Annotated in this window: 20 protein-coding genes; 11 read left to right on the plus strand and 9 right to left on the minus strand. The window is 48.4% G+C overall.

Annotated elements, in window-relative coordinates:
• Positions 1-8: 8 nt before the first annotated feature.
• Entirely contained in the window at positions 9-1,700 is a 1,692-nt protein-coding gene (locus KO531_RS09525) for an amidohydrolase (protein WP_219251008.1), read from the minus strand.
• Between the two features lie 543 nt (positions 1,701-2,243).
• On the opposite strand from KO531_RS09525, the gene KO531_RS09530 reads away from it, so the two are divergent.
• Positions 2,244-3,439, plus strand: a protein-coding gene (locus KO531_RS09530; protein WP_219251009.1) for an IS3-like element ISSba5 family transposase whose coding sequence is annotated in 2 segments (ribosomal slippage) — positions 2,244-2,520 and positions 2,520-3,439 — 1,197 coding nt in all. Because the reading frame shifts where the segments join, the coding sequence is not laid out codon by codon here.
• A 151-nt stretch (positions 3,440-3,590) separates the two neighbouring features.
• Complete coding sequence (locus tag KO531_RS09535; RefSeq protein WP_219251010.1) at positions 3,591-4,253, plus strand: DUF3313 domain-containing protein; 663 nt, start codon at positions 3,591-3,593, stop codon at positions 4,251-4,253.
• Between the two features lie 127 nt (positions 4,254-4,380).
• On the opposite strand, the gene fre is transcribed toward KO531_RS09535, so the two are convergent.
• Both fre and ubiD read right to left on the minus strand, forming a co-directional pair.
• On the minus strand, positions 4,381-5,091 hold the full coding sequence (gene fre, locus KO531_RS09540; protein WP_106648267.1) for an NAD(P)H-flavin reductase: 711 nt from the start codon (positions 5,089-5,091) through the stop codon (positions 4,381-4,383).
• A 114-nt stretch (positions 5,092-5,205) separates the two neighbouring features.
• A complete protein-coding gene (gene ubiD / locus KO531_RS09545; RefSeq protein WP_113939206.1) occupies positions 5,206-6,687 on the minus strand; it encodes a 4-hydroxy-3-polyprenylbenzoate decarboxylase in 1,482 nt (493 codons plus the stop codon).
• A gap of 159 nt (positions 6,688-6,846) precedes the next feature.
• On the opposite strand from ubiD, the gene KO531_RS09550 reads away from it, so the two are divergent.
• Together KO531_RS09550 and KO531_RS09555 are read left to right on the plus strand one after the other, a co-directional pair.
• Positions 6,847-7,656, plus strand: coding sequence for a hypothetical protein (locus KO531_RS09550; RefSeq protein WP_219251011.1), 810 nt, complete (start codon positions 6,847-6,849; stop codon positions 7,654-7,656).
• 406 nt (positions 7,657-8,062) lie between these two features.
• Complete coding sequence (locus KO531_RS09555) at positions 8,063-9,286, plus strand: MFS transporter (protein ID WP_219251012.1); 1,224 nt, start codon at positions 8,063-8,065, stop codon at positions 9,284-9,286.
• Between the two features lie 54 nt (positions 9,287-9,340).
• Here the strand turns inward: KO531_RS09555 and KO531_RS09560 are convergent, their stop codons facing one another.
• The 4 genes from KO531_RS09560 to arfB all read right to left on the minus strand — a co-directional run bounded on the left by KO531_RS09560 (position 9,341) and on the right by arfB (position 11,744).
• Positions 9,341-10,018 carry an SDR family NAD(P)-dependent oxidoreductase gene (locus KO531_RS09560; RefSeq protein ID WP_219251013.1) on the minus strand — a complete coding sequence of 226 codons (678 nt, stop codon included), beginning with the start codon at positions 10,016-10,018 and terminating at the stop codon, positions 9,341-9,343.
• Between the two features lie 81 nt (positions 10,019-10,099).
• A complete protein-coding gene (gene accB / locus KO531_RS09565) occupies positions 10,100-10,549 on the minus strand; it encodes an acetyl-CoA carboxylase biotin carboxyl carrier protein (protein WP_219251014.1) in 450 nt (149 codons plus the stop codon).
• 35 nt (positions 10,550-10,584) lie between these two features.
• Complete coding sequence (gene aroQ / locus KO531_RS09570; protein ID WP_028759381.1) at positions 10,585-11,025, minus strand: type II 3-dehydroquinate dehydratase; 441 nt, start codon at positions 11,023-11,025, stop codon at positions 10,585-10,587.
• Positions 11,026-11,312: 287 nt separating this feature from the next.
• A complete protein-coding gene (gene arfB, locus KO531_RS09575) occupies positions 11,313-11,744 on the minus strand; it encodes an alternative ribosome rescue aminoacyl-tRNA hydrolase ArfB (protein WP_011787977.1) in 432 nt (143 codons plus the stop codon).
• A gap of 136 nt (positions 11,745-11,880) precedes the next feature.
• On the opposite strand from arfB, the gene KO531_RS09580 reads away from it, so the two are divergent.
• From KO531_RS09580 to KO531_RS09610, 7 genes are all read left to right on the plus strand, one after another.
• Entirely contained in the window at positions 11,881-12,246 is a 366-nt protein-coding gene (locus tag KO531_RS09580) for an STAS/SEC14 domain-containing protein (RefSeq protein ID WP_105250333.1), read from the plus strand.
• A 36-nt stretch (positions 12,247-12,282) separates the two neighbouring features.
• Positions 12,283-12,492: a DUF3012 domain-containing protein gene (locus tag KO531_RS09585; RefSeq protein ID WP_113939200.1), complete on the plus strand. Its 210-nt coding sequence runs from the start codon at positions 12,283-12,285 to the stop codon at positions 12,490-12,492.
• A gap of 181 nt (positions 12,493-12,673) precedes the next feature.
• A complete protein-coding gene (locus KO531_RS09590) occupies positions 12,674-13,117 on the plus strand; it encodes a hypothetical protein (protein ID WP_131524257.1) in 444 nt (147 codons plus the stop codon).
• Between the two features lie 329 nt (positions 13,118-13,446).
• Entirely contained in the window at positions 13,447-14,940 is a 1,494-nt protein-coding gene (locus KO531_RS09595) for a TolC family protein (RefSeq protein ID WP_219251015.1), read from the plus strand.
• A 10-nt stretch (positions 14,941-14,950) separates the two neighbouring features.
• Complete coding sequence (locus tag KO531_RS09600) at positions 14,951-16,216, plus strand: efflux RND transporter periplasmic adaptor subunit (RefSeq protein WP_219251017.1); 1,266 nt, start codon at positions 14,951-14,953, stop codon at positions 16,214-16,216.
• Between the two features lie 29 nt (positions 16,217-16,245).
• Positions 16,246-19,491: an efflux RND transporter permease subunit gene (locus KO531_RS09605; protein WP_219251019.1), complete on the plus strand. Its 3,246-nt coding sequence runs from the start codon at positions 16,246-16,248 to the stop codon at positions 19,489-19,491.
• Between the two features lie 160 nt (positions 19,492-19,651).
• Positions 19,652-19,975, plus strand: a complete 324-nt coding sequence (locus KO531_RS09610) for an antibiotic biosynthesis monooxygenase (RefSeq protein WP_025008611.1) — start codon at positions 19,652-19,654, stop codon at positions 19,973-19,975.
• Between the two features lie 77 nt (positions 19,976-20,052).
• Here the strand turns inward: KO531_RS09610 and mscL are convergent, their stop codons facing one another.
• Positions 20,053-20,463, minus strand: a complete 411-nt coding sequence (mscL, locus tag KO531_RS09615) for a large-conductance mechanosensitive channel protein MscL (RefSeq protein ID WP_105250328.1) — start codon at positions 20,461-20,463, stop codon at positions 20,053-20,055.
• A 203-nt stretch (positions 20,464-20,666) separates the two neighbouring features.
• Entirely contained in the window at positions 20,667-21,611 is a 945-nt protein-coding gene (locus KO531_RS09620) for a LysR family transcriptional regulator (protein ID WP_173496249.1), read from the minus strand.
• Positions 21,612-21,618 lie beyond the last annotated feature (7 nt).

The following is a 21,618-nucleotide window of genomic DNA, read 5'->3' on the forward strand; positions in this document are numbered from 1 at the left end:
CGGGATTGCTATTGATCATTGAGATCGAACACTAGCTCCCCCTCTAACCACGTCATTAAAATTTGAGTGTCAGCAATTTGTTTTGCTGTGGCTTGGGTAATGTCTCGCTCTAATACAACAAAATCGGCAGATTTCCCTAGCGCGATAGAACCAGTAATGTCACTTATGCCCAAGGCGTTAGCGGGATTTATTGTATAGGCTGCAATAGCACTGTGAATATCAGCGATGCCTGCATTTTGCAGATAGACTGCGTTAGCAATACCAACGAGTGGATTGATATCATTCACATTCCAGTCACTACTTAAAGTTACATTCGCGCCAGTCTTGAAAATAGGGTTAATAGGTAATAAAGCATTAGCTCGTTGCTTACCGATAAAAGGGATCGCCCACTCATGATCCTGCGCGGCAATGTAATCGCTACCCAATTGGAAATCGGCATCGACTTTGAGTGAGGCAAAGCGCTTGATATCTTGGGGAGATACCATTTCTAAATGCGTCATGGCATAAGGGCGAGTAGCTCCCTGAGATCGTAAAGTTTCAATGGCATCTAAGGTGTTGCGTACCCCTGCATCACCTATTGCATGAATATGTGCCCCGTATCCAATTTTGTTGAGTTCAGTAAGCCACCACGCCATTTTACTGGCAGGAACATACTCGAGTCCCCTAGGAAGGTCGGGGGTGTAGCTCCAATCATAGGGGGCTAATGTACTGGCAGTACCGTTTATGATGATGCCATCACTGTAGATTTTGACCTGATTGATGAGCAGCAGACGTTGTTTATCATCAGAATGAATTTTTTTAAAGAAATCAAGCTGTGCTTGGGGTTCATCGACAGGATAAATCCAAGGGCGTAGACTGACTCTGGCGGTTAATTCATCATGACTTTCGACGGCTAGCCATGTTTCTAACCAGTCACGTTTCCAATAGAGTCGTCCATCACCGATAGTCGTTATCCCGTGCTCGGCAGCAGCTGCCAGACCATTTAATAAACCTTGATAATTGGCTTGTTGTAGATTGGGTTGTGATTTCCATGCTTGTTCCATCACAAGATCGCCAGCATTATCGAATAAAATACCGAGAAGTTTACCGCTCTCTTCATCTTTGAGGATCTTGCCGCCTTGCGGATCGGCTGTATGAGCGCTTATCTTAGCTTTGGCTAATGCGAGGGAGTTGACCCACATAGAATGGGATGTTTGCTCCATAATAACGACAGGATTATCGGGGAAGATTTTGTCTAATATTGCCAAAGGAGTGGGGCCACTCTCTTGCATTACTACACTGAGTTGATGGCCATATCCGAGTAACCACTCTCCCGTTTCCAACTGATTTTTACAGGCGGTTAATGTGCGGATATAGCCGTTGAGATTAGTGTCATCATCCAGTAAACAGTCGCTACCTATTTCACTCGCGGCTTCAAACACATGATTATGGTTATCAATAAAACCAGGTAATAAGTAATGACCTTTTAAATCGATGACTTTGGTTTGATTGCTCACGTGATCCATGGCGTTAATGCTATTCCCAATGTAGACAATTTTGCCATCCTTAATGGCTAAACTAGTCGCTTGATCATGGCCATAGACGTGGGTATTGGTGAGTAAAGTATCTGCAAGTTCGTCGTTTGCACAGGCAGATAGGGTGAATAATCCCGTTAAGGCTAAGCATTTAACGAGTTTGTGTGGCGTCTTAGTCTGTTTCATTTGTACTTGAATCCCATATTGCGTCAGCTATTGACTCATTATGGGATAATTTCTCAATAGTGAAAGTTAGTGACTATCAAGAAAACGAGATACCCATGGGAAAAGACTGATAGCCATATTTTTGTTGGTACATTGTGACTGGTTACTATGATTTTCTGCGAAGTTAATCAGAGGCGTTGGAATAAACCGCAGTGAATCTGATCAAGTGGGGGCAAACTTCGTTTGAGTTTTGAGTTTGTTATTTTATGGCTGAGCAATCTAAAGCTTAAGCTTTTTTTTAAAAGAAAAATCAACGTCGTGGGGCTTCACCCCACACCCGACCAAAAGGGGAGCAACAGCAATTCCCTCTTGGATCTCCCTTGCCGAACAACGTCCATGTCTAACTGCCAGTTCGCCATCCCTGGCTCTCGTTCGAAACGCTGCTACGCAGCACTCACCCTAGCGAAGTTACATGCATTAGTTACCTGTCTCATACTCCAATAAAAATTGTAGTGGCACACTAATTTTGGCCACCTAAATAGAGGTGATATTATTACCTCGTAGATGACTTTAGGTGAACACAAGAGATCGACAACCAGAAAAACATTTAGTGCTGAATTCAAACTTGAAGCAGCCCAATTAGTCCTCGATAAAAACCATAGCATCATCGAAGCTGCAAAGGCGATGAACGTTGGTAAGTCCACTATGGATAAATGGGTGAGACAGTTAAAACTAGAACGCCAGGGTGGCACACCAAAAGCATCTCCGATTACCCCTGAACAAATTGAAATCCGTGAGCTGAAGAAGCAAATAGCTCGTCTTGAGGAGCACAATCTTATCCTAAAAAAGGCTACCGCTCTCTTGATGTCAGACTCGATGAACAATTTACGCTAATCAGCGCACTCAAGCAGAGCCACTCTATTCTCACAATTTGTAATGCATTCAAAGTGCATCGAAGTAGCTATAAGTATTGGCTAAAAAGAAAAGAACATATTGATGCAGACTTTACTATTTTATGCAGTGAAGTGAAGGCTGCACATCGTATTAGTCATGGCTCTGCCGGTGCGCGAACGATAGCGCAATTAGTGACTAACAAAGGGATTGGTCTCAGTCGTTATCGAGCCCGTAATCTAATGAAAAAGCTTGGGTTATTAAGCTGTCAGCAGCCTAAGCATTCTTATAGAAAAGCGACACAAGAGCATGTTGCAATCCCCAATACGCTTAATCGACAGTTTGCAGTAACTCAACCAGATCAAGTGTGGTGTGGCGACGTGACGTATGTTTGGGTCGGTAATCGTTGGGCCTATCTAGCCGTTGTTCTTGACTTATTTTCCCGCAAGCCTATTGGATGGGCCTTGTCATTATCACCAGATAGTGAGCTGACCTGTAAAGCTTTGAAAATGGCATTTGAGTTAAGGGGTAAGCCTGAGAATGTGATATATCACAGCGATCAAGGTTCGCATTACACAAGCTTGAAATTCAGACAATTAATATGGCGTCTTCAGATTGAGCAAAGTATGAGTCGCCGCGGGAATTGTTGGGATAACGCACCAATGGAGCGTTTCTTTAGAAGTTTGAAATCTGAGTGGATACCCGCCAGTGGTTATGGGAATTTTACAGAAGCAGATAAAGAGATCACAAATTACATCACTGGATATTACAGTGAGACAAGACCCCATCAATATAATGGTGGGTTAACGCCAAATGAGTCAGAACGTTTATATTGGAATGACTCTAAAATCGTGGCCAATTTTACTTGACCACTACAGTTGTCACTGTTTAAGTCGTCGTTACGGGCTGCCTTGTAATGTCCACTGTGGAAGGCTGTTGGTTGGAATATTACTTAGGAGAAGGCCCGCTTATCGCGGTGTTCATCCTAAAAACAAATTATTAATCAGTGCAGGAGCAAATATGAAAAAAGTAGTAATGATTGCCATGGCGACGGTCTTACTGGGGATGGGAGGATGCTCTGTAAAGGAAAGGGCAATGAGTGGATTTCAGGTTGTGCCCTTTGATGCGTTCAAAACGAGCGAAAGCAATCCCAATCAGCGTATTTATAAGGAGCCGGGCGTTGACCTGCGCCAGTACAATCAGGTGTTACTCGATCCAATCCAATTTATTCGGCAAGAGAATGGTAAATGGTATCTATTGACCGCCAATGAGCAGAATGAGATTGGTCGTTATTACCATGCTAAGTTCCAAAATGAGTTGATCAAAAATGGTGTCAAGGTTGCTACCGCGCCAGGGCCCGGAGTTATCAGAGTGCAGGCTGCGGTGACAAATTTTGATTTAACTCGACCAGAGCTTAAATTACGCGATCTATTACCTGCGAAGATTGCCATTGATGTGACAAAAGAGGCGATCGGTATGGAGCCTTACTTGCTGAAGGTCGGCAGCATGTCGCAATTGCTCGACTCACAAAGCGGCAAGTTGCTAGTACGAGTATTAGATGCTCGCGAGAGTGATGATACCATCCAAAAAGATTCTCCTATTACAGCAAGCGAATTGGAAAAGATGATTGATAAGTGGGCTGCTGGCCGTGCGAAACAGTTAGCCGACAATTTGGGTAAATAATTCAAGCCGTATGTAATATTTTGGTTTAATACATCCATTATAAAAACAAAACCCCAGTAAAAACTGGGGTTTATTATTTAAGCCTATGCTGGCAAAGGTTAGCCAGCCAAGCATACAAATTATCGCGTTATTTGATAAACGCGAACGCATCACCGTAGAGATGTGCTTCTTCTACACCAATCTCACGGAAGATTTCCCGTGCTGCACCCACCATATCGAAACGGCCGGCGATGTAGATATCGTAGCCATTTAAGCTGACAAAATCTTGTTTGATTTGCGCTAACAGATTAGCGGTTTTGCCTTGCCAATTAGCGGGAGCTTCTTCGATGACTGGGACGAAGTGTAACCAAGGGTGAGCATCGTGCCACTCGCGGGCGATGGTTTCAAAATACATGGCATCTTGGGTGCGACAACCCCAATACAGCATAGTTTCAACCTGTTGGCCGAGGGCGATTTGGTGCTCGATGATACTTTTAATGTAAGAGAAACCTGTGCCGCCAGCGATTAACAGGCGAGGGCGAATGCTTTCGTGACGCAGGTGGGCTTCGCCGCCTGGGGCTTCGATGTCGATAGTGCTGCCATCAAGGGCGCAGGCTTTCAGGCGCTCGACCACTTGCATTGGGTAGCTTTCACTCACAGCGGCGCCAATGTGTAATTCGATCAGCTCGGCGTTTGGCGCTGATGCGATAGAGAAGGGGCGTTTATCTTTTTCACCCATGACAACACATAAGTATTGCCCCGCTTGGAAATCGAAGGCGGTTTCAGGCCTTAACAATACTTGATATACGGCATCGTTAAATGGGTTAACTTTCTCTATCTTACAACGTATGGTTTTCATCAAACTTCCTTTGCACCTTTCTTCAACAGTATGTGTCTAGGTGTCGCTTTAGCGGCCTGTTATTGGCCTATTCTCTTGGCTTAAGCCGATACTTGAGTAATGGCTTAAGCTGAATTATAGGGTTGGGCTGTCGTCTATGCCTAACTCATCCCAGATTGAGTCGATCTTTTGTTTTACTTTTGGATCCATCACGATTGGCGTGCCCCATTCGCGGTTGGTTTCACCTTCCCACTTATTGGTGGCATCGAGTCCCATTTTTGAGCCTAAGCCCGCAACGGGTGAAGCAAAATCGAGGTAGTCGATCGGGGTGTTTTCGATCATCACAGTATCGCGTTTAGGATCCATGCGGGTGGTGATCGCCCAGATCACATCCTGCCAGTCACGGCAGTTCACATCTTCATCCACTATGACAATAAACTTAGTGTACATAAATTGGCGCAGGAAAGACCAAGCGCCCATCATCACCCGTTTTGCATGTCCCGGATATTGTTTGCGAATAGAGATCACTGCCATGCGGTACGAACAGCCCTCAGGTGGCAGATAAAAATCAACGATCTCAGGATATTGCTTACGCAAAATCGGCACAAACACTTCGTTTAATGCAACCCCCAGCATGGCAGGCTCATCCGGTGGACGGCCAGTGTAAGTGCTGTGGTAGATGGCATCTTTACGCTGAGTGATGTGAGTAACGGTAAATACTGGAAACTTATCGGTTTCGTTGTAGTAACCCGTGTGATCGCCGTAGGGCCCTTCTTCCGCCAGTTCCTCAGGATCGATATAGCCTTCGAGGATGATTTCACTGGTGGCGGGCACTTCTAAGTCACAGCTTAATGCCTTACAGACTTCGGTACGTTCACCGCGCAGTAAACCGGCAAAAGCGTATTCGCTCATGGAATCGGGGACTGGGGTGACGGCACCTAGAATGGTCACAGGATCGGCGCCGAGTGCGACCACAACCGGATAACGCTCACCGGGGAATTGTTGTTTAAAATCAGCAAAATCTAACGCGCCGCCACGGTGGGACAACCAGCGCATGATCAGCTTGTTTTTACCCAGTAATTGTTGGCGATAAATGCCTAAATTCTGACGACTCTTACGCGGGCCTTTGGTGATGGTTAAGCCCCAGGTCACTAGTGGTGCGACATCGCCCGGCCAGCAATGCTGAATAGGCAATTTAGTTAAATCGACCTCATCGCCGGTTTTGATGATTTGTTGGCAAGGCGGATTACGCACTGTTTTTGGCGGCATATTCAAGGCTTGCTTGAACATAGGGATCTTAGCGATCGCGTCTTTAAAACCCCGAGGTGGCTCGGGTTCTTTTAAAAAGGCTAACAGTTCACCCACTTCGCGCAGGGCTAATGGGTCGTCTTTGCCGAGTGCCATGGCCACACGTTTTGGCGTACCGAACAGGTTTACCAACACGGGCATGTGATGATTTTTGGGATTTTCAAATAATAGCGCAGGGCCTTGAGCGCGTAATACGCGATCGGCGATCTCTGTCATTTCTAAATGAGGATCAACTGGGTAGCTAATGCGTTTAAGTTCGCCATTGGCTTCTAAGTGATCAATAAAGCTGCGTAAATCCTTAAAACTCATGTGGAAATAGCCTCTGCAGTGAAAATCCATGTGGCGCGCACTATAGCATTTTTCTGTTTTAGGGTTAACCAATTCAGTGATCTTCAAGCTTAGGAAGCGTAAAATGGTTACCAGTAAGTCGCGATAGATCTCGCTTACGCCCTTTATTTCGAGGTTTATATGAATATTCCTGTATGGTTTGCTCAAGAAAAGTGTTTTCAAAGTCAATCACATGGCGCGCATAAGCGGTCGCTAAAGTGCTTGGTTTTATCACTTGCCGTGGGGATCTCACTTTTGGGGGCGCTCAGTGTGCCGACTGTGGCGGTGGCCGGAAATAGAGGCTATTCGGATCAAGACGAACGCCACGGTCATCGTGATAGCCACAGTCGTGGCGACAGTCATTACAACAATCGTCATGACAATTATTACGACAACCGCCATGTGCGCAAAGATAATCGCCATTATCGTCCCTATTATCGACCTTATTACCCTTGGGGTTTAGGACTGGGTTTAGGGCTCGCTACGGGTTGGGGTTCTGGCTGGAATGTCGGTTACGGTGTGAACAGCCAATGGAACAATGATTGGGGCTGGAATACTTCGCGTGACGCTTACGCTCGAAATTACTGGAACTCGCCCTATTCGGGCATAGGATTGTCGATTCCTATGCGCTACGACGATGAACCTGTGGCGATTTCTGCGCCTGTGCGGGTCACAACCAGTATGCAATATTCTGCGAGTGAAGGCCGTATGGTGTCGAGCATGCCTGCAAATATGGCCGGACAAACGACTGGGCAACTGGTGTCGCAAACTAGTAACGTCACTGGTAAAACAGTTGCAACTCCGCGTCCACGCGCACCGCACAGTGTGTCTAGCTTGCCGAGCAATGCTAGGGTTGTGCAGCAGGATGGTCGTACACTTTACGAGTGGCAAGGCACGCTTTACGCCTACGACTGGAACAGTCAAACCTATCAAGAACAGTTAGTCAGATAGATTTACATTACGTAAATGACTGAGAAATTGGAGCCCCTTAGTGGGCTCCAATTTATTTATCATCTTTTATTATCTTTTTATTAGTGAGTTATACCAATCACATTAAATATCTAATCAGTTCAGAGCCTCACAGGCATCTCAATCCAAGGCGCATTGACGCAGAAATGGTATTCCCTTTTAAGTCAATGCAACACGGGAGTGGGATGCCTGTGTGGCTCCCGAAGGGCGGCTGATGTTCACTACATGGCAACGCGCTTTATACTGCGTTTAAGGCTTTCGACAGAGCACCACTATGCCTTCAAGCCTTCGCCTTGTCTAAAGCGCGTTGAACTCCCGCTGAATGAACAGATATTTGATTCGATTGGTATTAGCTAGTTGTCGTTTTATAGCATACCGGAGAAGAGGTTTGAATACTGTTAGAAATCAGGCTGCCCAAAATCAGCATAAGGGCGCCAGTACATTATGGGTGTTACTTGCCTTAGCACTCGGAACATTCGCTTTAGGCACCACAGAATTTGCTTCCATGACCTTAGTGCCTTATATCGCGAGCGATTTAGGGGTAGAGGTTGCCCATGTGAGTTATGCCATTAGTGCCTATGCGCTGGGGGTTGTGGTCGGTTCGCCGATTATCATGGTGCTGGCCGTTAGGGTCAGACGGCGAACACTCTTGATTGCTCTAGCTGCCTTAATGGCGGTGGCCAATGGCTTAAGTGCGTTAGCGCCATCATTGAATTGGCTAATCTTTTTCCGTTTTCTCAGCGGCTTGCCCCACGGTGCCTATTTTGGTGTGGCTATGTTGCTCGCCGCCTCTTTAGTGCCGCCAGAAATGAAGGCCCGCGCCGTATCGCGGGTGATTATTGGCCTTACGCTGGCGACGATTATCGGTGTGCCGTTTGCGACTTGGATGGGGCAAACTGTGGGCTGGCGCTCGGGCATTGGCATAGTGGCAATTCTGGCGACCATTACCGCGATAATGGTGTATTTTTTAGCACCTAATCAAGCCGTGCCCGCTGATGCGAGTCCCAAAAAAGAGCTACAAACCCTTAAAAATCGTGAAGTCTGGCTGACGCTCGGTATCGCGGCCATTGGCTTTGGCGGTATCTTCTGCGTGTATACCTATCTGGCTGAAACCTTAATCCAAGTGACACAAGTCGAGCCGTTTAAGATCCCAATCATGATGGCAGTATTTGGTATTGGCGCAACATTGGGCACCTTAGTTTGCGGTTGGGCGGCGGATAAGTCGGCCTTAGCGGCGGCGTTTTGGTCGTTAGTGTTAAGCACTGTGGTGTTGGCGATTTACCCGAGTTTGACCGGACATTACTGGGCGCTGATGCCCGTGGTATTTTTTGTCGGTTGTGGGTTAGGGCTCGCCACTATTGTGCAAGCCAGATTGATGGATGTGGCGCCCGATGGGCAAGCCATGACAGGCGCTTTAGTGCAATGCGCCTTTAATCTTGCCAATGCAATTGGCCCTTGGGTGGGCAGTTTAGTGATCCTGTCTGGACAAGGCATTGCCGCAACAGGTTATGCGGCGTCTTTGTTGTCATTGGGAGGACTGCTGATGTGGTGGTTGACCCACAGAGAAAGCCGTCGCGTCGTTACCCTAAATACAGCGAACTGCGCCGACTAGCGAGTGCTAAGAAAGAGACGCAGTGGTCATATTTTGCGTCTCGAATCCGCACATTTAGCCCCTTTGTATGGTGATATCGGCGATATAACCATGCTCTGTGACAACTAAGGCTTGCTTGAGCATGCCCGCCGCTTCATCGGCGGACATAAAGCTTGAGGTATCTAAAGCCTTACCGCTACTGGGCCAAAAGCCTGTGTCCATGCCACCGGGATACACGGCAATCAACTTCATTGGGCTTTGTTTAAGCTCTAATCGCACCGACTCGATAAATCCCCGCACCGCCCATTTTGCCGCGCAGTAAGTGGATTCTCCCGCCTTGGCGGCCAGTGCTGCGGTGGACATGACCACAACCACAGTGACTGCTTGATCCTTATAGCGTTTCACTAATTCCCGCACTAACAAAATCGTCGAGGTGACATTGTTATTGAGCAGGCTTTGGATATCGCTCGCCCCTTGGGTTTCAATCGCTCCAAAGTAGCCGCTGCCCGCGCAGTGGATCACGGTTTTAGGGGCTTGTGTTAGGCCATCGAACAGGGCTTCGAGACTCGATTCACTGGCGAGATCGGCGGTGATAGCAGCGATCGTTTTGTTGGAGAAGGGCGTTAATGCATTGGCGACGGTTTGCAGGCGCTCGGCATGGCGGCCTGTGAGTGTCAGTGCTTCATTCTCTTTGGCGTAGAGCGATGCGAGCGCCGCGCCTAAACCACTGCTGGCGCCGGTAATTAATATCATAGTGACCTCGGTTAATGCTGTCTTGGCTTGAAAACCGCATTTTAAATTTAAGTGCGCTTCAATTCATGGGAAGGCGAGCGGTTAGATTAAGGTAAATAGCGGCTGATCGAATGCCACTTCATCGCCGTCTTTGGCCCAAATAGCGCTGACCACGCCATCGCGCTCGGCTTGGATGGGATTCATCATTCTCATCGCTTCGATAATGCAGACAACTTCACCTTGGCTCACACGTTGACCGACTTTAACCAGCGGCACATCATCGAGTTCTGCCGCCGCGTAAAAAGTGCCGACCATAGGTGAGACTTGCACAAAACCTTCTGTACTTGGCGAAATGCCTGTTTGCTTTGCCTGTTCATTCAAAGGCGCCACAGGTGCTCTGGGGATCGCTTGCTGTGATTGCACATTGGCTGGCATAGGGCTGTAGCGGGTGATGCGAATTGATTCTTCACCTTCAGTGATCGCCAGTTCTGCTATGTCAGATTCTTGTACTAACTCAATGAGTTTTTTAATTTTACGAAGATCCATTGCCATTTATCTGCCCTTGCAAAGCACGCTATTGAATGGGATTACTGTGGCTGGTTGAGCCGCTTAATGGCCGCCGCCAGTGCAAACTCATAACCCTGTGAACCAAAACCGCAAATCACGCCTATCGCCTTATCGGAAAAATAGGAATGGTGGCGAAAGGCTTCACGGGCGTGCACATTGGATAAATGCACTTCAAAGAACGGAATTGCCACGCCAAGCAGGGCATCACGCAGGGCGACGCTGGTATGGGTAAAGGCGGCGGGATTGATAATAATCATCTGGGCATCAGTCGCATGAATCGCATTGATTAGCTCAAATTCGGCGTTGGACTGAATATGTTCGAGCTCAACTCCCGCCAATTTTGCCTGCTGGTTTAACTCCGCCACTATGTCGGCTAAGGTTTGATGACCGTAAACGCTGGGCTCGCGGCGGCCTAAGAGGTTGAGATTGGGGCCATTGACGAGCAAAATTTTGTGACTCATTGCGCTTTCCTTTACGACATGCCTTGGGATTAATGCTGGGATTAAAGTTGGAAAAATTTATTTCAGTTTTCTACATAGGCCACTAACTTAACCTGTTCAAATCGATTTTGCATTATCCGTTAGTCGATTGTGTGCGAGCTGATCATGTGCGAGCCGATTATACCTTTGAAATCCTGTGCCATTGTTGGCTGGGTTCAATTGCGGTTATTTCTCTGGTACTGGGTTAGCAATTGCCTAAGTTGGCTGTCAGTTGAGTTAATTGTCATCTAAGTTAACTGTCACCTAAGTTAATAGTCACTCTTCTGTTGGCGCATGGCCTTAGTGGCACCTTTTTGTTTCTTGGTTTCTAATCGCCGCGTTTGGCTGCCTTTAGTGGCGCGGGTGGGGATGCGTTTTTTCTGCACTTCACCGACACTGGCAACCAAGGCGATAAATTGCTCCAACGCCGTTTGGCGGTTGGCATCTTGGCTGCGACTCGCTTGGCATTTGATAATGATTTTGCCGCTTTTAGTGATGCGGTGATCCGCCTTGTTGAGCAAGCGTTCTTGGTAAAACTCGGGTAATGATGAGCTTTTAATATCGAAAATCAGCTGCGCAGCGGTGGACACTTTATTTAAGTGCTGGCCGCCTGCACCACTCGAACGGATAAATTGCCACTCGATTTCATTTTCCTGAAGTTCCACACGGTTTGAGATTTTTATCATGGCAAACTTAGGCATTTTTCAGCATGGATTGAGAAGCCATCAATAATGACTTATGGCTTTCCAATAGATTTGTTATCATCGGGCGCATTCTTTGCCGCTGCATTGGCTAAAGCCATTGCCTGCAAAAGTGTTCTCGATTCGGAGTGCCTCTATGTTATGCCAAATCCCCGATATTGCTAAGGGTGTTATCAGTCTTTTTGCCAGTGGCCGACTATCCTCCACCGATTATCGGACCCGTTTACAGCCAGCGATTAAGAGTTATCGTAAGGATTGGGGCCAAGTTTGCCTGTATATTGAGGCGGATGTGTTACTCGAAGGCTGGGAATTTGAGTCGCTGACCGGTAGTGGTGAAGTCCAGTTACCGAATTTTGAAGCCTTAGTGTTTGTGGGCGGCCCTGATTGGGTGGGAAATGCGGTGCGCTTACTCGGGCCTTTTATGCAGGGCGAAGTGGCTTGGTTTCCACTCGAACAGAAAGCCAAAGCGATTGCTTGGATCACTAAGCGTTCGAATATTTAATGGTCTAATTTAGGCCATATTTACAAGGAATTAAGTATGTCATTATTGAAATCGCGCTCTTTTTCTTCACTGACAGTTTCTAAGGTCAGTGCGATTGCGTTAGTGTTGGCATTTACCGCTGGACTGAGTGCCTGCGCGCCAGAAGTGGGCAGTGATGCTTGGTGTAAACAGATGAAAAATAAGCCGTCTGGCGATTGGACTGCTAACGAAGCCGCTGATTATGCTAAGCACTGTGTATTTAAATAAGTGCTGTGCATTTAAATAAGCACTGAGTGTTTAAGTCAGCGTTAGCCTTTAGAGATCACAGCTTGAAAGACTTTGCTTGCGAGCTGTGAACTTATGTTTATCATACGGGTCAGATGTTCCGTTATCCTTTATTTGCTATAGGTGATATTTGAATTCTACCGCTAAGCCATTTTTTACTCGAATGGTGACCCTACTGATAGCCATTATCGTGCTGCAATTTGCTGGCGCGAATATGGGTGCGCATCAGTTACATGCGGGCAATGGTGCGGAAGAAGCTGAGAATCATCCCCATCTGCAATTTAGCGCTCAAGTGACCACTTTGGCCCAATGTGTCGATTGCGTTTGTCCAAGCGAGCAAGCCTTAGGCTTTGCGGACTCCACGGGTGTCACCAGTAATCACACGGGAGAAAACCAAAGCAGCGGATTTCATTCCCACTTAGTGAAAACCACTGAAATACAAGATTTTGACCTATGCCTCGACTGCCAATGCCATGGCGGTCATGTGGCGTTGTTATCTCAGGCAGTGAGTCAGCCTGTACAGGCGTTAGAAAGCGTCTATCTGCCTACCGATGTATCCTATTTTCCGCCTGAAAATTTACCTAAATACCGCCCTCCTATCGCTTAATTCTCTAATATTCGGCTTATTTCTCGGCCTAGGACGATTGATTCATCTGATTGGATCTCATTCTATTTTGCCGCGTGATAAGCCCGTTATGTTCATCCCCCAAAAGATACGCTTGAACTGATGCTCGCAGCGTTAACTGTTGGAGCCGTCATTGGCTTTTTAGCCGCGCACTGTATTGCTTGGCGGGATGATTCGATCGGCGCTTATTTGCCATGCCCAGAACGATATGATTGCTTTGCATTGAGCTATTTAAATGAAGCTCACATCTAGCCGTTTCGCTTTGGGCGCAAAAGTCAGCCGATCCACATTCGATATTGTTAGGATTTGCGATGAAAAAAACGATTCTCGCCCGTACGTTAGTTTGTCTGTTTAGATCGGGCTTGTTTAGCTGCGGATTAGTATTGGCCGCCGGATTGGTAGCCTTTGCCCTCGCGGCAGAAAATGACTCTCTTGAAGTCAATGTCCTTGAAGTCAAGGTCCTTGAAACCAAAGCCTCTGAAGCTAATGCCCCTGAAATCAAAGCCGCTGAAGTTGAGGCATTTAAGGCGCAATCACTGGGCTTACCCGCCAAAGAAACCGACACGGCACATGTCAACTTTGGCCTATGGTTGCCTGAGTTACTCACACAGTTCAATCAGTTACCTGAAGTTCAGGCACAGCTTGTAAGGCAGCAACAGGCCAAACTGGCCATTCAGGCGGCAGATCGCGCTGTGTATAACCCAGAACTTGGGCTTAATTATCAAAATGCTGATACAGATGCTTATAGCTTAGGGCTGAGTCAAACCCTCGATTGGGGTGACAAGCGCGGCGTGGCGACACAGCGTGCCGAGCTTGAAGCGCAAATCCTTTTAGCGGACATAGGGTTAGAGCGTAGCCAAATGTTGGCCGAACGCTTACTGGCGTTGGCAGAACAGGCGCAAAGCCGTAAGGCGCTGACCTTTGCCGAGCAGCAATTAAGGTTTACCAAGGCGCAGCTCAATATTGCTGAGCAGCGATTGGCGGCGGGGGATTTGTCCAACGTCGAGCTGCAATTGATACAACTCGAAGTCGCCTCTAATACTGCCGACTACGCCTTAGCCGAGCAGGTGGCCTTAGTGGCCGATGGCAAAGTAATTGAATTACTTGGGGATAATAATTTCGCTTTTAGTGAGTTTATCAAGGAGATCCATTTCTTTGTGACTCAGGCTAAGCAAGCGCCAGCGGCCGAGTTGGGCACCTCTAAATCAGCCTTGCCAGCACTGGCGAGTGCTTATCAGCAAGTGCTGCTCGCCAGAGTTAATGTCATGCAAGTCAAAGCGGAAGCTTCAGCTGACCCGACTATTAGCCTAGGCGCTGAAAAGGAGGGCACGGACAATAAGCTCGGTGTCGGCGTGTCGATTCCTCTACAAGTTCGCAATAACTACAGTGAGTTACAAGCAGTGGCCGATAAGGGCATCGCTATCGCGGAGCAAGGCTATCTTGCCCGTGAGCGAGTGCTTACCGCTAAGCAGAAACAATTCCTCTATGCGTTACCGCGTTTACTTGAACGTTACCAAGACTGGCGTGAGTTAGTGCAAGTGTCAGGTGCTAAAGCCGCTAAATCCTTAAGCCAACAATGGCAGGCGGGGGATGTGAGTACTAGCGAGTACTTACAGAGCCGTCGTCAGTTAGCCGCCAGTTATTTGGTGGGCTTAAACCTAGAAACGGCTATCTATCAAAGTTGGTTAACTTGGATGGGCGAAAGCGGCCAGCTTATGCCTTTTATCGAAAAGCTCATTATAGAAAAGCTAAATGCAGCACCTTCGATAACATCTAATGCCGCCGCACGCACAGTAAACCCATGAGGTCACAATAATGAATTCAAATACTCACTACGAAAATATCCTTCAACTGGATGCTGTAACGACGCCTGAAAAGCGTCGGTTTAACCTATCAAAAATTGCGCTCGCATTATTCGTGCTGAGCACGCTGGCATTTCTCGCTCAGCCTGTATTGGCTGGCGGTGATCACGCACCCGTCGTTAAGGAAAGCGGCGATTCGGTAACGCAAACGGCGCCGACGGATGAACACGGCGAACAGGCGTTGAAATTGACCGAAGCGCAGCAAGCCTTGGCGGGGATTAGCTTGTTACCTCTGTCGAGCGATAGCTTGAACCTCGCCAATTTGAATCTCGATATTAGGGCGACGGCGACCTTAGTGGTGGATCGCGATCGAACCGCGACCCTTGCGCCGCAGCTCGATGTGCGTGTGTTGGCGCGCCATGTAGTGCCGGGACAAGAAGTGAAAAAAGGTGAGCCTTTACTTACCTTGGGTGGCGCAGCCGTTGCGCAGGCACAGGCGGACTACATTAATGCCGCTGCCGAATGGAGCCGAGTCAAACGCATGAGTGAAGGTGCGGTTAGCGTCAGTCGGCGGATGCAGGCGCAGGTGGATGCCGAACTTAAACGGGCGATTTTAGAGGCAATTAAGATGACGCCCGCGCAAATTCGTGCACTGGAATCGACGCCCGAAGCCATAGGCAGTTATCAACTCTTAGCGCCAATTGGCGGCCGAGTGCAGCAGGATATCGCCATGCTAGGTCAAGTTTTTAGCGCGGGCACGCCCTTAATGCAACTGACCGATGAATCCTATTTATGGGTTGAGGCGCAGTTAACCCCAACTCAAACTACGCATATCCAGGTTGGCAGTTCAGCTTTAGTGCAAGTAGGGGATAAGACGTTGGCAGGTAAGATTATCGGTCGCTCCCATGAACTCGACAGCGTAACGCGCACCGAGCAAGTGCTGGTGAGTATGCACAATCCTGATCATGTGTTGCATGCGGGGCAATTTGCTGAACTCTATTTTGCTGGCTCTACTACCGATCCAAACGGCAGTGGCATAGTGCTGCCCGATGCGGCGTTGACCCGTGGCGGCGATGGCGATTGGCAGATTTTTATTCAAGATGAGGATGGCTTCGAGTCCATTGAGGTAGAAGTGGTGCAGCGTCAACGTGGTCTGAGTCTAGTGCGTGGACCTGAGCTTGAAAAAGCCCAACAGGCACAGCTCAAGGTTGTGGTGGCTGGCGCGTTCTTCTTGGCATCCGAGCAGGCGAAAGCGGGCTTTGATATTCACGCCCACTAATATGAGCGCCCTCATTTTGGAGATTTTCTATGTTGCAAAAGTTAATCGAAGCCGCGATTAAAAATCGGCTGTTAGTGGTATTGGCTCTGCTCGCCGTGATTGTGGGCTGTGTGGCCATGCTGCCAAAGTTGAATCTCGATGCCTTTCCTGATGTGACGAACGTGCAAGTGACCATCAATACTGCGGCCGAAGGCTTAGCCGCTGAAGAGGTGGAAAAACTTATCAGTTATCCGGTGGAATCGGCCATGTACGCCTTGCCAGCCGTGACTGAGGTGCGCTCGTTATCGCGTACTGGCTTGTCGATTGTGACTGTGGTATTTGCTGAGGGGACAGATATTTACTTCGCCCGTCAGCAAGTGTTTGAACAGTTACAGGCGGCGCGGGAGATGATCCCAAGCGGCGTCGGAGTGCCGGAAATCGGCCCCAATACCTCGGGATTAGGGCAGATTTATCAGTATATTCTGCGTGCAGAACCTAACTCTGGCATTAATGCCGCCGAGCTGCGTAGCTTAAATGATTATCTGGTGAAGTTGATATTGATGCCCGTGGGCGGCGTGACAGAAGTCTTGTCTTTTGGTGGCGATGTGCGCCAATACCAAGTGCAGGTCGACCCGAATAAACTGCGTGCCTATGGCTTGTCGATGGCGCAAGTTACCGAGGCATTAGAGAGCAATAACCGTAACGCTGGCGGTTGGTTTATGGACCAAGGCCAAGAGCAACTTGTGGTGCGCGGCTATGGCATGTTGCCCGCAGGAGACGCTGGATTAACGGCGATCGCGCAGATCCCTCTGACCGAAGCCAGCGGCACGCCAGTGCGTATTGGCGATATCGCTCAGGTGGATTTCGGCAGCGAGATCCGTGTCGGGGCTGTGACTATGACGCGCCGCGATGAATCTGGCCAAGTGCAAAATCTAGGTGAAGTGGTGGCTGGTGTCGTGCTCAAACGCATGGGGGCAAACACTAAGGCGACGATTGACGATATTGGTGCGCGGGTGAGCCTTATTGAGCAGGCATTGCCCGATGGCGTGTCCTTTGAGGTGTTTTACGACCAAGCGGATCTGGTCGATAAGGCTGTGACCACAGTGCGCGATGCGCTGCTAATGGCCTTTGTGTTTATCGTGGTGATCTTGGCGTTGTTCCTCGTCAATATCCGCGCGACCTTGTTGGTGTTGCTGTCGATTCCTGTGTCTATCGGGCTCGCGCTTATGGTGATGTCCTATTATGGTCTGTCGGCAAACCTGATGTCGCTCGGCGGCTTAGCAGTGGCGATTGGTATGTTAGTCGATGGCTCTGTGGTGATGGTAGAGAATATTTTCAAACACTTAACCCAACCGGATCGCCGCCATTTACCTGAGGCGAGGGCGCGTGCCGATGGTGAGGACGATCCCTATCACAGTGAGGAGGATGGTGCTAAAGCCAGTGGGGATGTCAGCGAATCGAATATGGTTATTCGGATCATGCTCGCGGCAAAAGAGGTGTGTAGTCCAATCTTCTTCGCCACCGCCATTATTATCGTCGTATTTGCACCGTTATTTGCCCTCGAAGGCGTTGAAGGCAAACTGTTCCAGCCGATGGCGGTCAGTATCATTTTGGCTATGATATCGGCGCTGCTGGTGGCGCTGATTGCCGTGCCAGCCCTTGCCGTGTATCTGTTCAAGCGCGGTGTGGTGCTTAAACAAAGTGTGATTTTAGCGCCGCTGGATGCCGCTTATCGCAAGTTACTGACGGCAACGCTTGCTAGGCCAAAGGTGGTGATGCTCAGCGCCTTGGTGATGTTCGGCTTGAGTCTATTATTGCTACCAAGGCTGGGTACCGAATTTGTGCCTGAACTGGAGGAAGGCACGATTAACTTAAGGGTGACGCTGGCACCAACGGCGAGTTTAGGCACTTCGCTCCAAGTCGCACCTAAGCTTGAGGCTATTTTGCTAGCATTTCCCGAGGTGGAATATGCCTTGAGCCGCATTGGTGCGCCTGAACTGGGCGGCGATCCCGAGCCTGTGAGTAATATAGAAGTCTATATTGGCTTGAAACCGATAGCAGAGTGGCAGTCGGCAAGCTCGCGCTTGGAACTGCAACGCTTGATGGAGGAAAAGCTCAGTGTGTTCCCTGGACTCTTGTTGACCTTTTCGCAGCCGATTGCGACTCGGGTAGATGAATTACTTTCGGGGGTAAAAGCCCAGCTAGCGATTAAAATCTTCGGCCCTGATTTAGCGGTATTGTCACAGAAAGGCCAAGCACTTACCGATCTCGTTGCGAAAATCCCCGGTGCCGTGGATGTGTCGCTTGAGCAAGTGAGCGGCGAGGCGCAATTGGTCGTGCGCCCCAAACGCGAGCTATTGGCGCGTTACGGCATCAGTGTCGATCAAGTGATGAGCCTCGTCAGCCAAGGTATTGGCGGCGCGAGTGCAGGGCAAGTGATCGATGGCAATGCCAGATACGACATCAATGTGCGACTCGCGGCCGAATTTCGCCAAAGCCCTGATGCGATTAAAGACTTATTACTCAGTGGTACAAATGGCGCCACAGTGCGCTTAGGGGAAGTCGCCAGCGTCGAAGTGGAAATGGCGCCGCCGAATATTCGCCGTGACGATGTGCAGCGCCGTGTTGTGGTGCAGGCCAACGTGGCGGGACGCGATATGGGCTCGGTTGTAAAAGATATTTATGCTCTAGTGCCAAAGGCGGATTTGCCTGCGGGATATACAGTGATCATTGGCGGCCAATATGAGAATCAGCAGCGAGCGCAGCAAAAGTTGATGCTAGTGGTGCCGATTTCTATCGCTTTGATTGCCTTGTTGTTGTACTTCTCCTTTGGTTCATTCAAGCAAGTGTTGCTCATCATGGCGAACGTGCCCTTAGCTTTAATTGGCGGCATAGTGGCCCTGTATGTCAGTGGTACTTATTTGTCAGTGCCTAGCTCTATTGGCTTTATCACTCTATTTGGGGTAGCGGTGCTCAACGGTGTGGTGCTGGTGGATTCGATTAATCAGCGCAGGCAAAGCGGCGAAGCACTCTATGATTGTGTTTATGAGGGCACAGTGGGGCGTTTACGGCCGGTATTGATGACGGCACTCACCTCGGCCTTAGGCTTGATCCCGATTTTATTATCATCGGGTGTTGGCAGTGAGATCCAAAAGCCCTTGGCAGTGGTGATTATCGGTGGCTTGTTTAGCTCGACGGCGCTGACCTTACTCGTCTTGCCGACCTTGTATCGCTGGCTATATCGCGGCGATAAGCGCATTGATGAGCTTGATTCGCTACAGATTAGCCACAGGTAAGCCGTCATCGTGGGCAATAACTTGTTATGTTTCGGGTTATTGCCTTCGTTGTAGACAGGGTTATCACATTGACTAAAACTCTAAAAATCAGTGAGCTAAAGAGTGATAGATGGGCTAGTCTTAGAGTCGACATTAAGGACATTCATTTCTGGAGAACATTATGATTGCGGTAATTTTTGAAGTCATCCCGACAAAGGAAGGGAAGGAAGAGTATCTGCACGTGGCGGCTGAAATGCGCCAATATTTAGAAGGCCGCAAGGGATTGATTTCGATCGAACGTTTTCAGAGCCTAACCGACGATGGCAAAGTACTGAGCCTGTCGTTCTGGGAGGACCAAGCTTCCATCACCCAATGGCGTAATCAGATGGCCCACAGCATTGCTGAGCAAACGGGTATAGTGCCCTGTTTGTTTAACTCTTATCGCATTCGGGTGGCAGAAGTAGTGCAAGATTACAGTGAAACTGTGCATGTTGAAGCTGAGTAATCACTTATCTCGCTGATGTAAAAAACAAAACCCATCTCTAGAGATGGGTTTTTTATGCGTGACACTCAAGTTTGAGATTATTTTTCTTGTTGAGCTTTCAATAGATCGCGGATTTCAGACAGCAACTCTTCTTCTTTGGTCGGTGCTGGTGGCGCTTTAGGCGCATCTTCTTCCTTGCGTTTTAGGGTGTTAATGGCTTTTAAACCCATAAAAATGGCGAAGGCGATAATCGTAAAGTCGATAATAGTCTGAATGAATTTGCCATAGGCAATGACCACAGAAGGCGCATCGCCTTGAGCTGCCTGTAGCACTATGCTCAAATCACTAAAATTCACGCCGCCTAGGATGATGCCAATTGGTGGCATGATGACATCGGCCACGAAGGACGAGACGATTTTGCCGAATGCGGCACCTATGATAATACCAACGGCCATGTCGATCACATTGCCACGGGACGCAAAAGCCTTGAACTCTTTAATTAAGCTCATTAGGTTTCCTCCAAAATTGAGATTAAATGTTAAATTTTATTGTGCAAACTGTATCAGGAAAACCTAAGGTCTTTTGCAGCCTGTTACCTTGCCAAGCTTATAGGGGCTTATGGATTAAGGCAATTCTGACATAGAGGATTTATCCTCAAGGCAATGATTTACACTTTACAAAGTAACAATTGTTACTGTTTGGGGTATTCGATTTATTCATCTAGATCGGCATGGCCGATAAAATCAGGGACTTCTAAGACTTGCGATCCCCAACGTTTAAATAGGGAGCTATAGATGAATTCGATAAAGACGCGGTATTTTCGCGGTAGATACGCCCGCTGTGGATAGCTAAGCACTACCTTAGTTTGCACCATTGGATAGTCATCTAGTAGCGGGATTAAATCGCCCTTTTCTAATGCGACTTGGGCTATGATGGACGGCACCGCTGTGATCCCAAGCCCCGCAATGGCGGCCTCGCGAGCGAGGGTGACATTGTTTACCGTCAGTTGAGTCTTGGGCTCGGCGACAATCCAAGTTTTACCATCGAATAATTTCCACGCACCTTCGATATGCGCCGACTGCAAGCGAATCGCTTTATGTTTGGCTAAGTCCTGTGGCACCTTGGGCGTTCCATGGGCAGCTAAATAAGCTGGGCTTGCCATGAGCGATTTATGGGCGTTGACTAAGGCATAGCTTTGCAGGCGAGTGTCACCCGAATCGGCAATTTGAAATAACAGATCGATGCCTTCTTCTATTACATCGACCTTACGGTTGGTGAGTTCAGCCTCTATGGTGATTTCGGGATAAAGCGTTAAAAACTGCGCGAAAATAGGCCCTAAAAACAATTGGCCTAATTCAATTGGGCAGACAATTTTTAGATTGCCTTTAATCAATTGCTGTTGGGCGCTGAGCTGATTTTCAGCGCTCTGCAGATCGGTGAGGATCTTATTGATCCTGTTGTAATAACTCGATCCTGCTTCGGTGAGTTTTAGGGCTCTGGTGGTGCGAAACAGCAGTTGTGTGCCGGTATCGGCTTCGAGCTCGGCTATCTTGCGACTGACGGTTGCCTTAGTGAGCCCAAGGGCTTTGGCGGCACCCGTAAAGCTGCCTTGCTCGACCACTTGAGCGAAAATTTGCACGCGATTGAGATCCATCATTGTTACA

Origin of the sequence: Shewanella sp. NKUCC06_TVS (genome assembly GCF_019345515.1) — a bacterium.
In the GTDB taxonomy this organism is placed as follows: Bacteria; Pseudomonadota; Gammaproteobacteria; order Enterobacterales; family Shewanellaceae; genus Shewanella; species Shewanella oncorhynchi.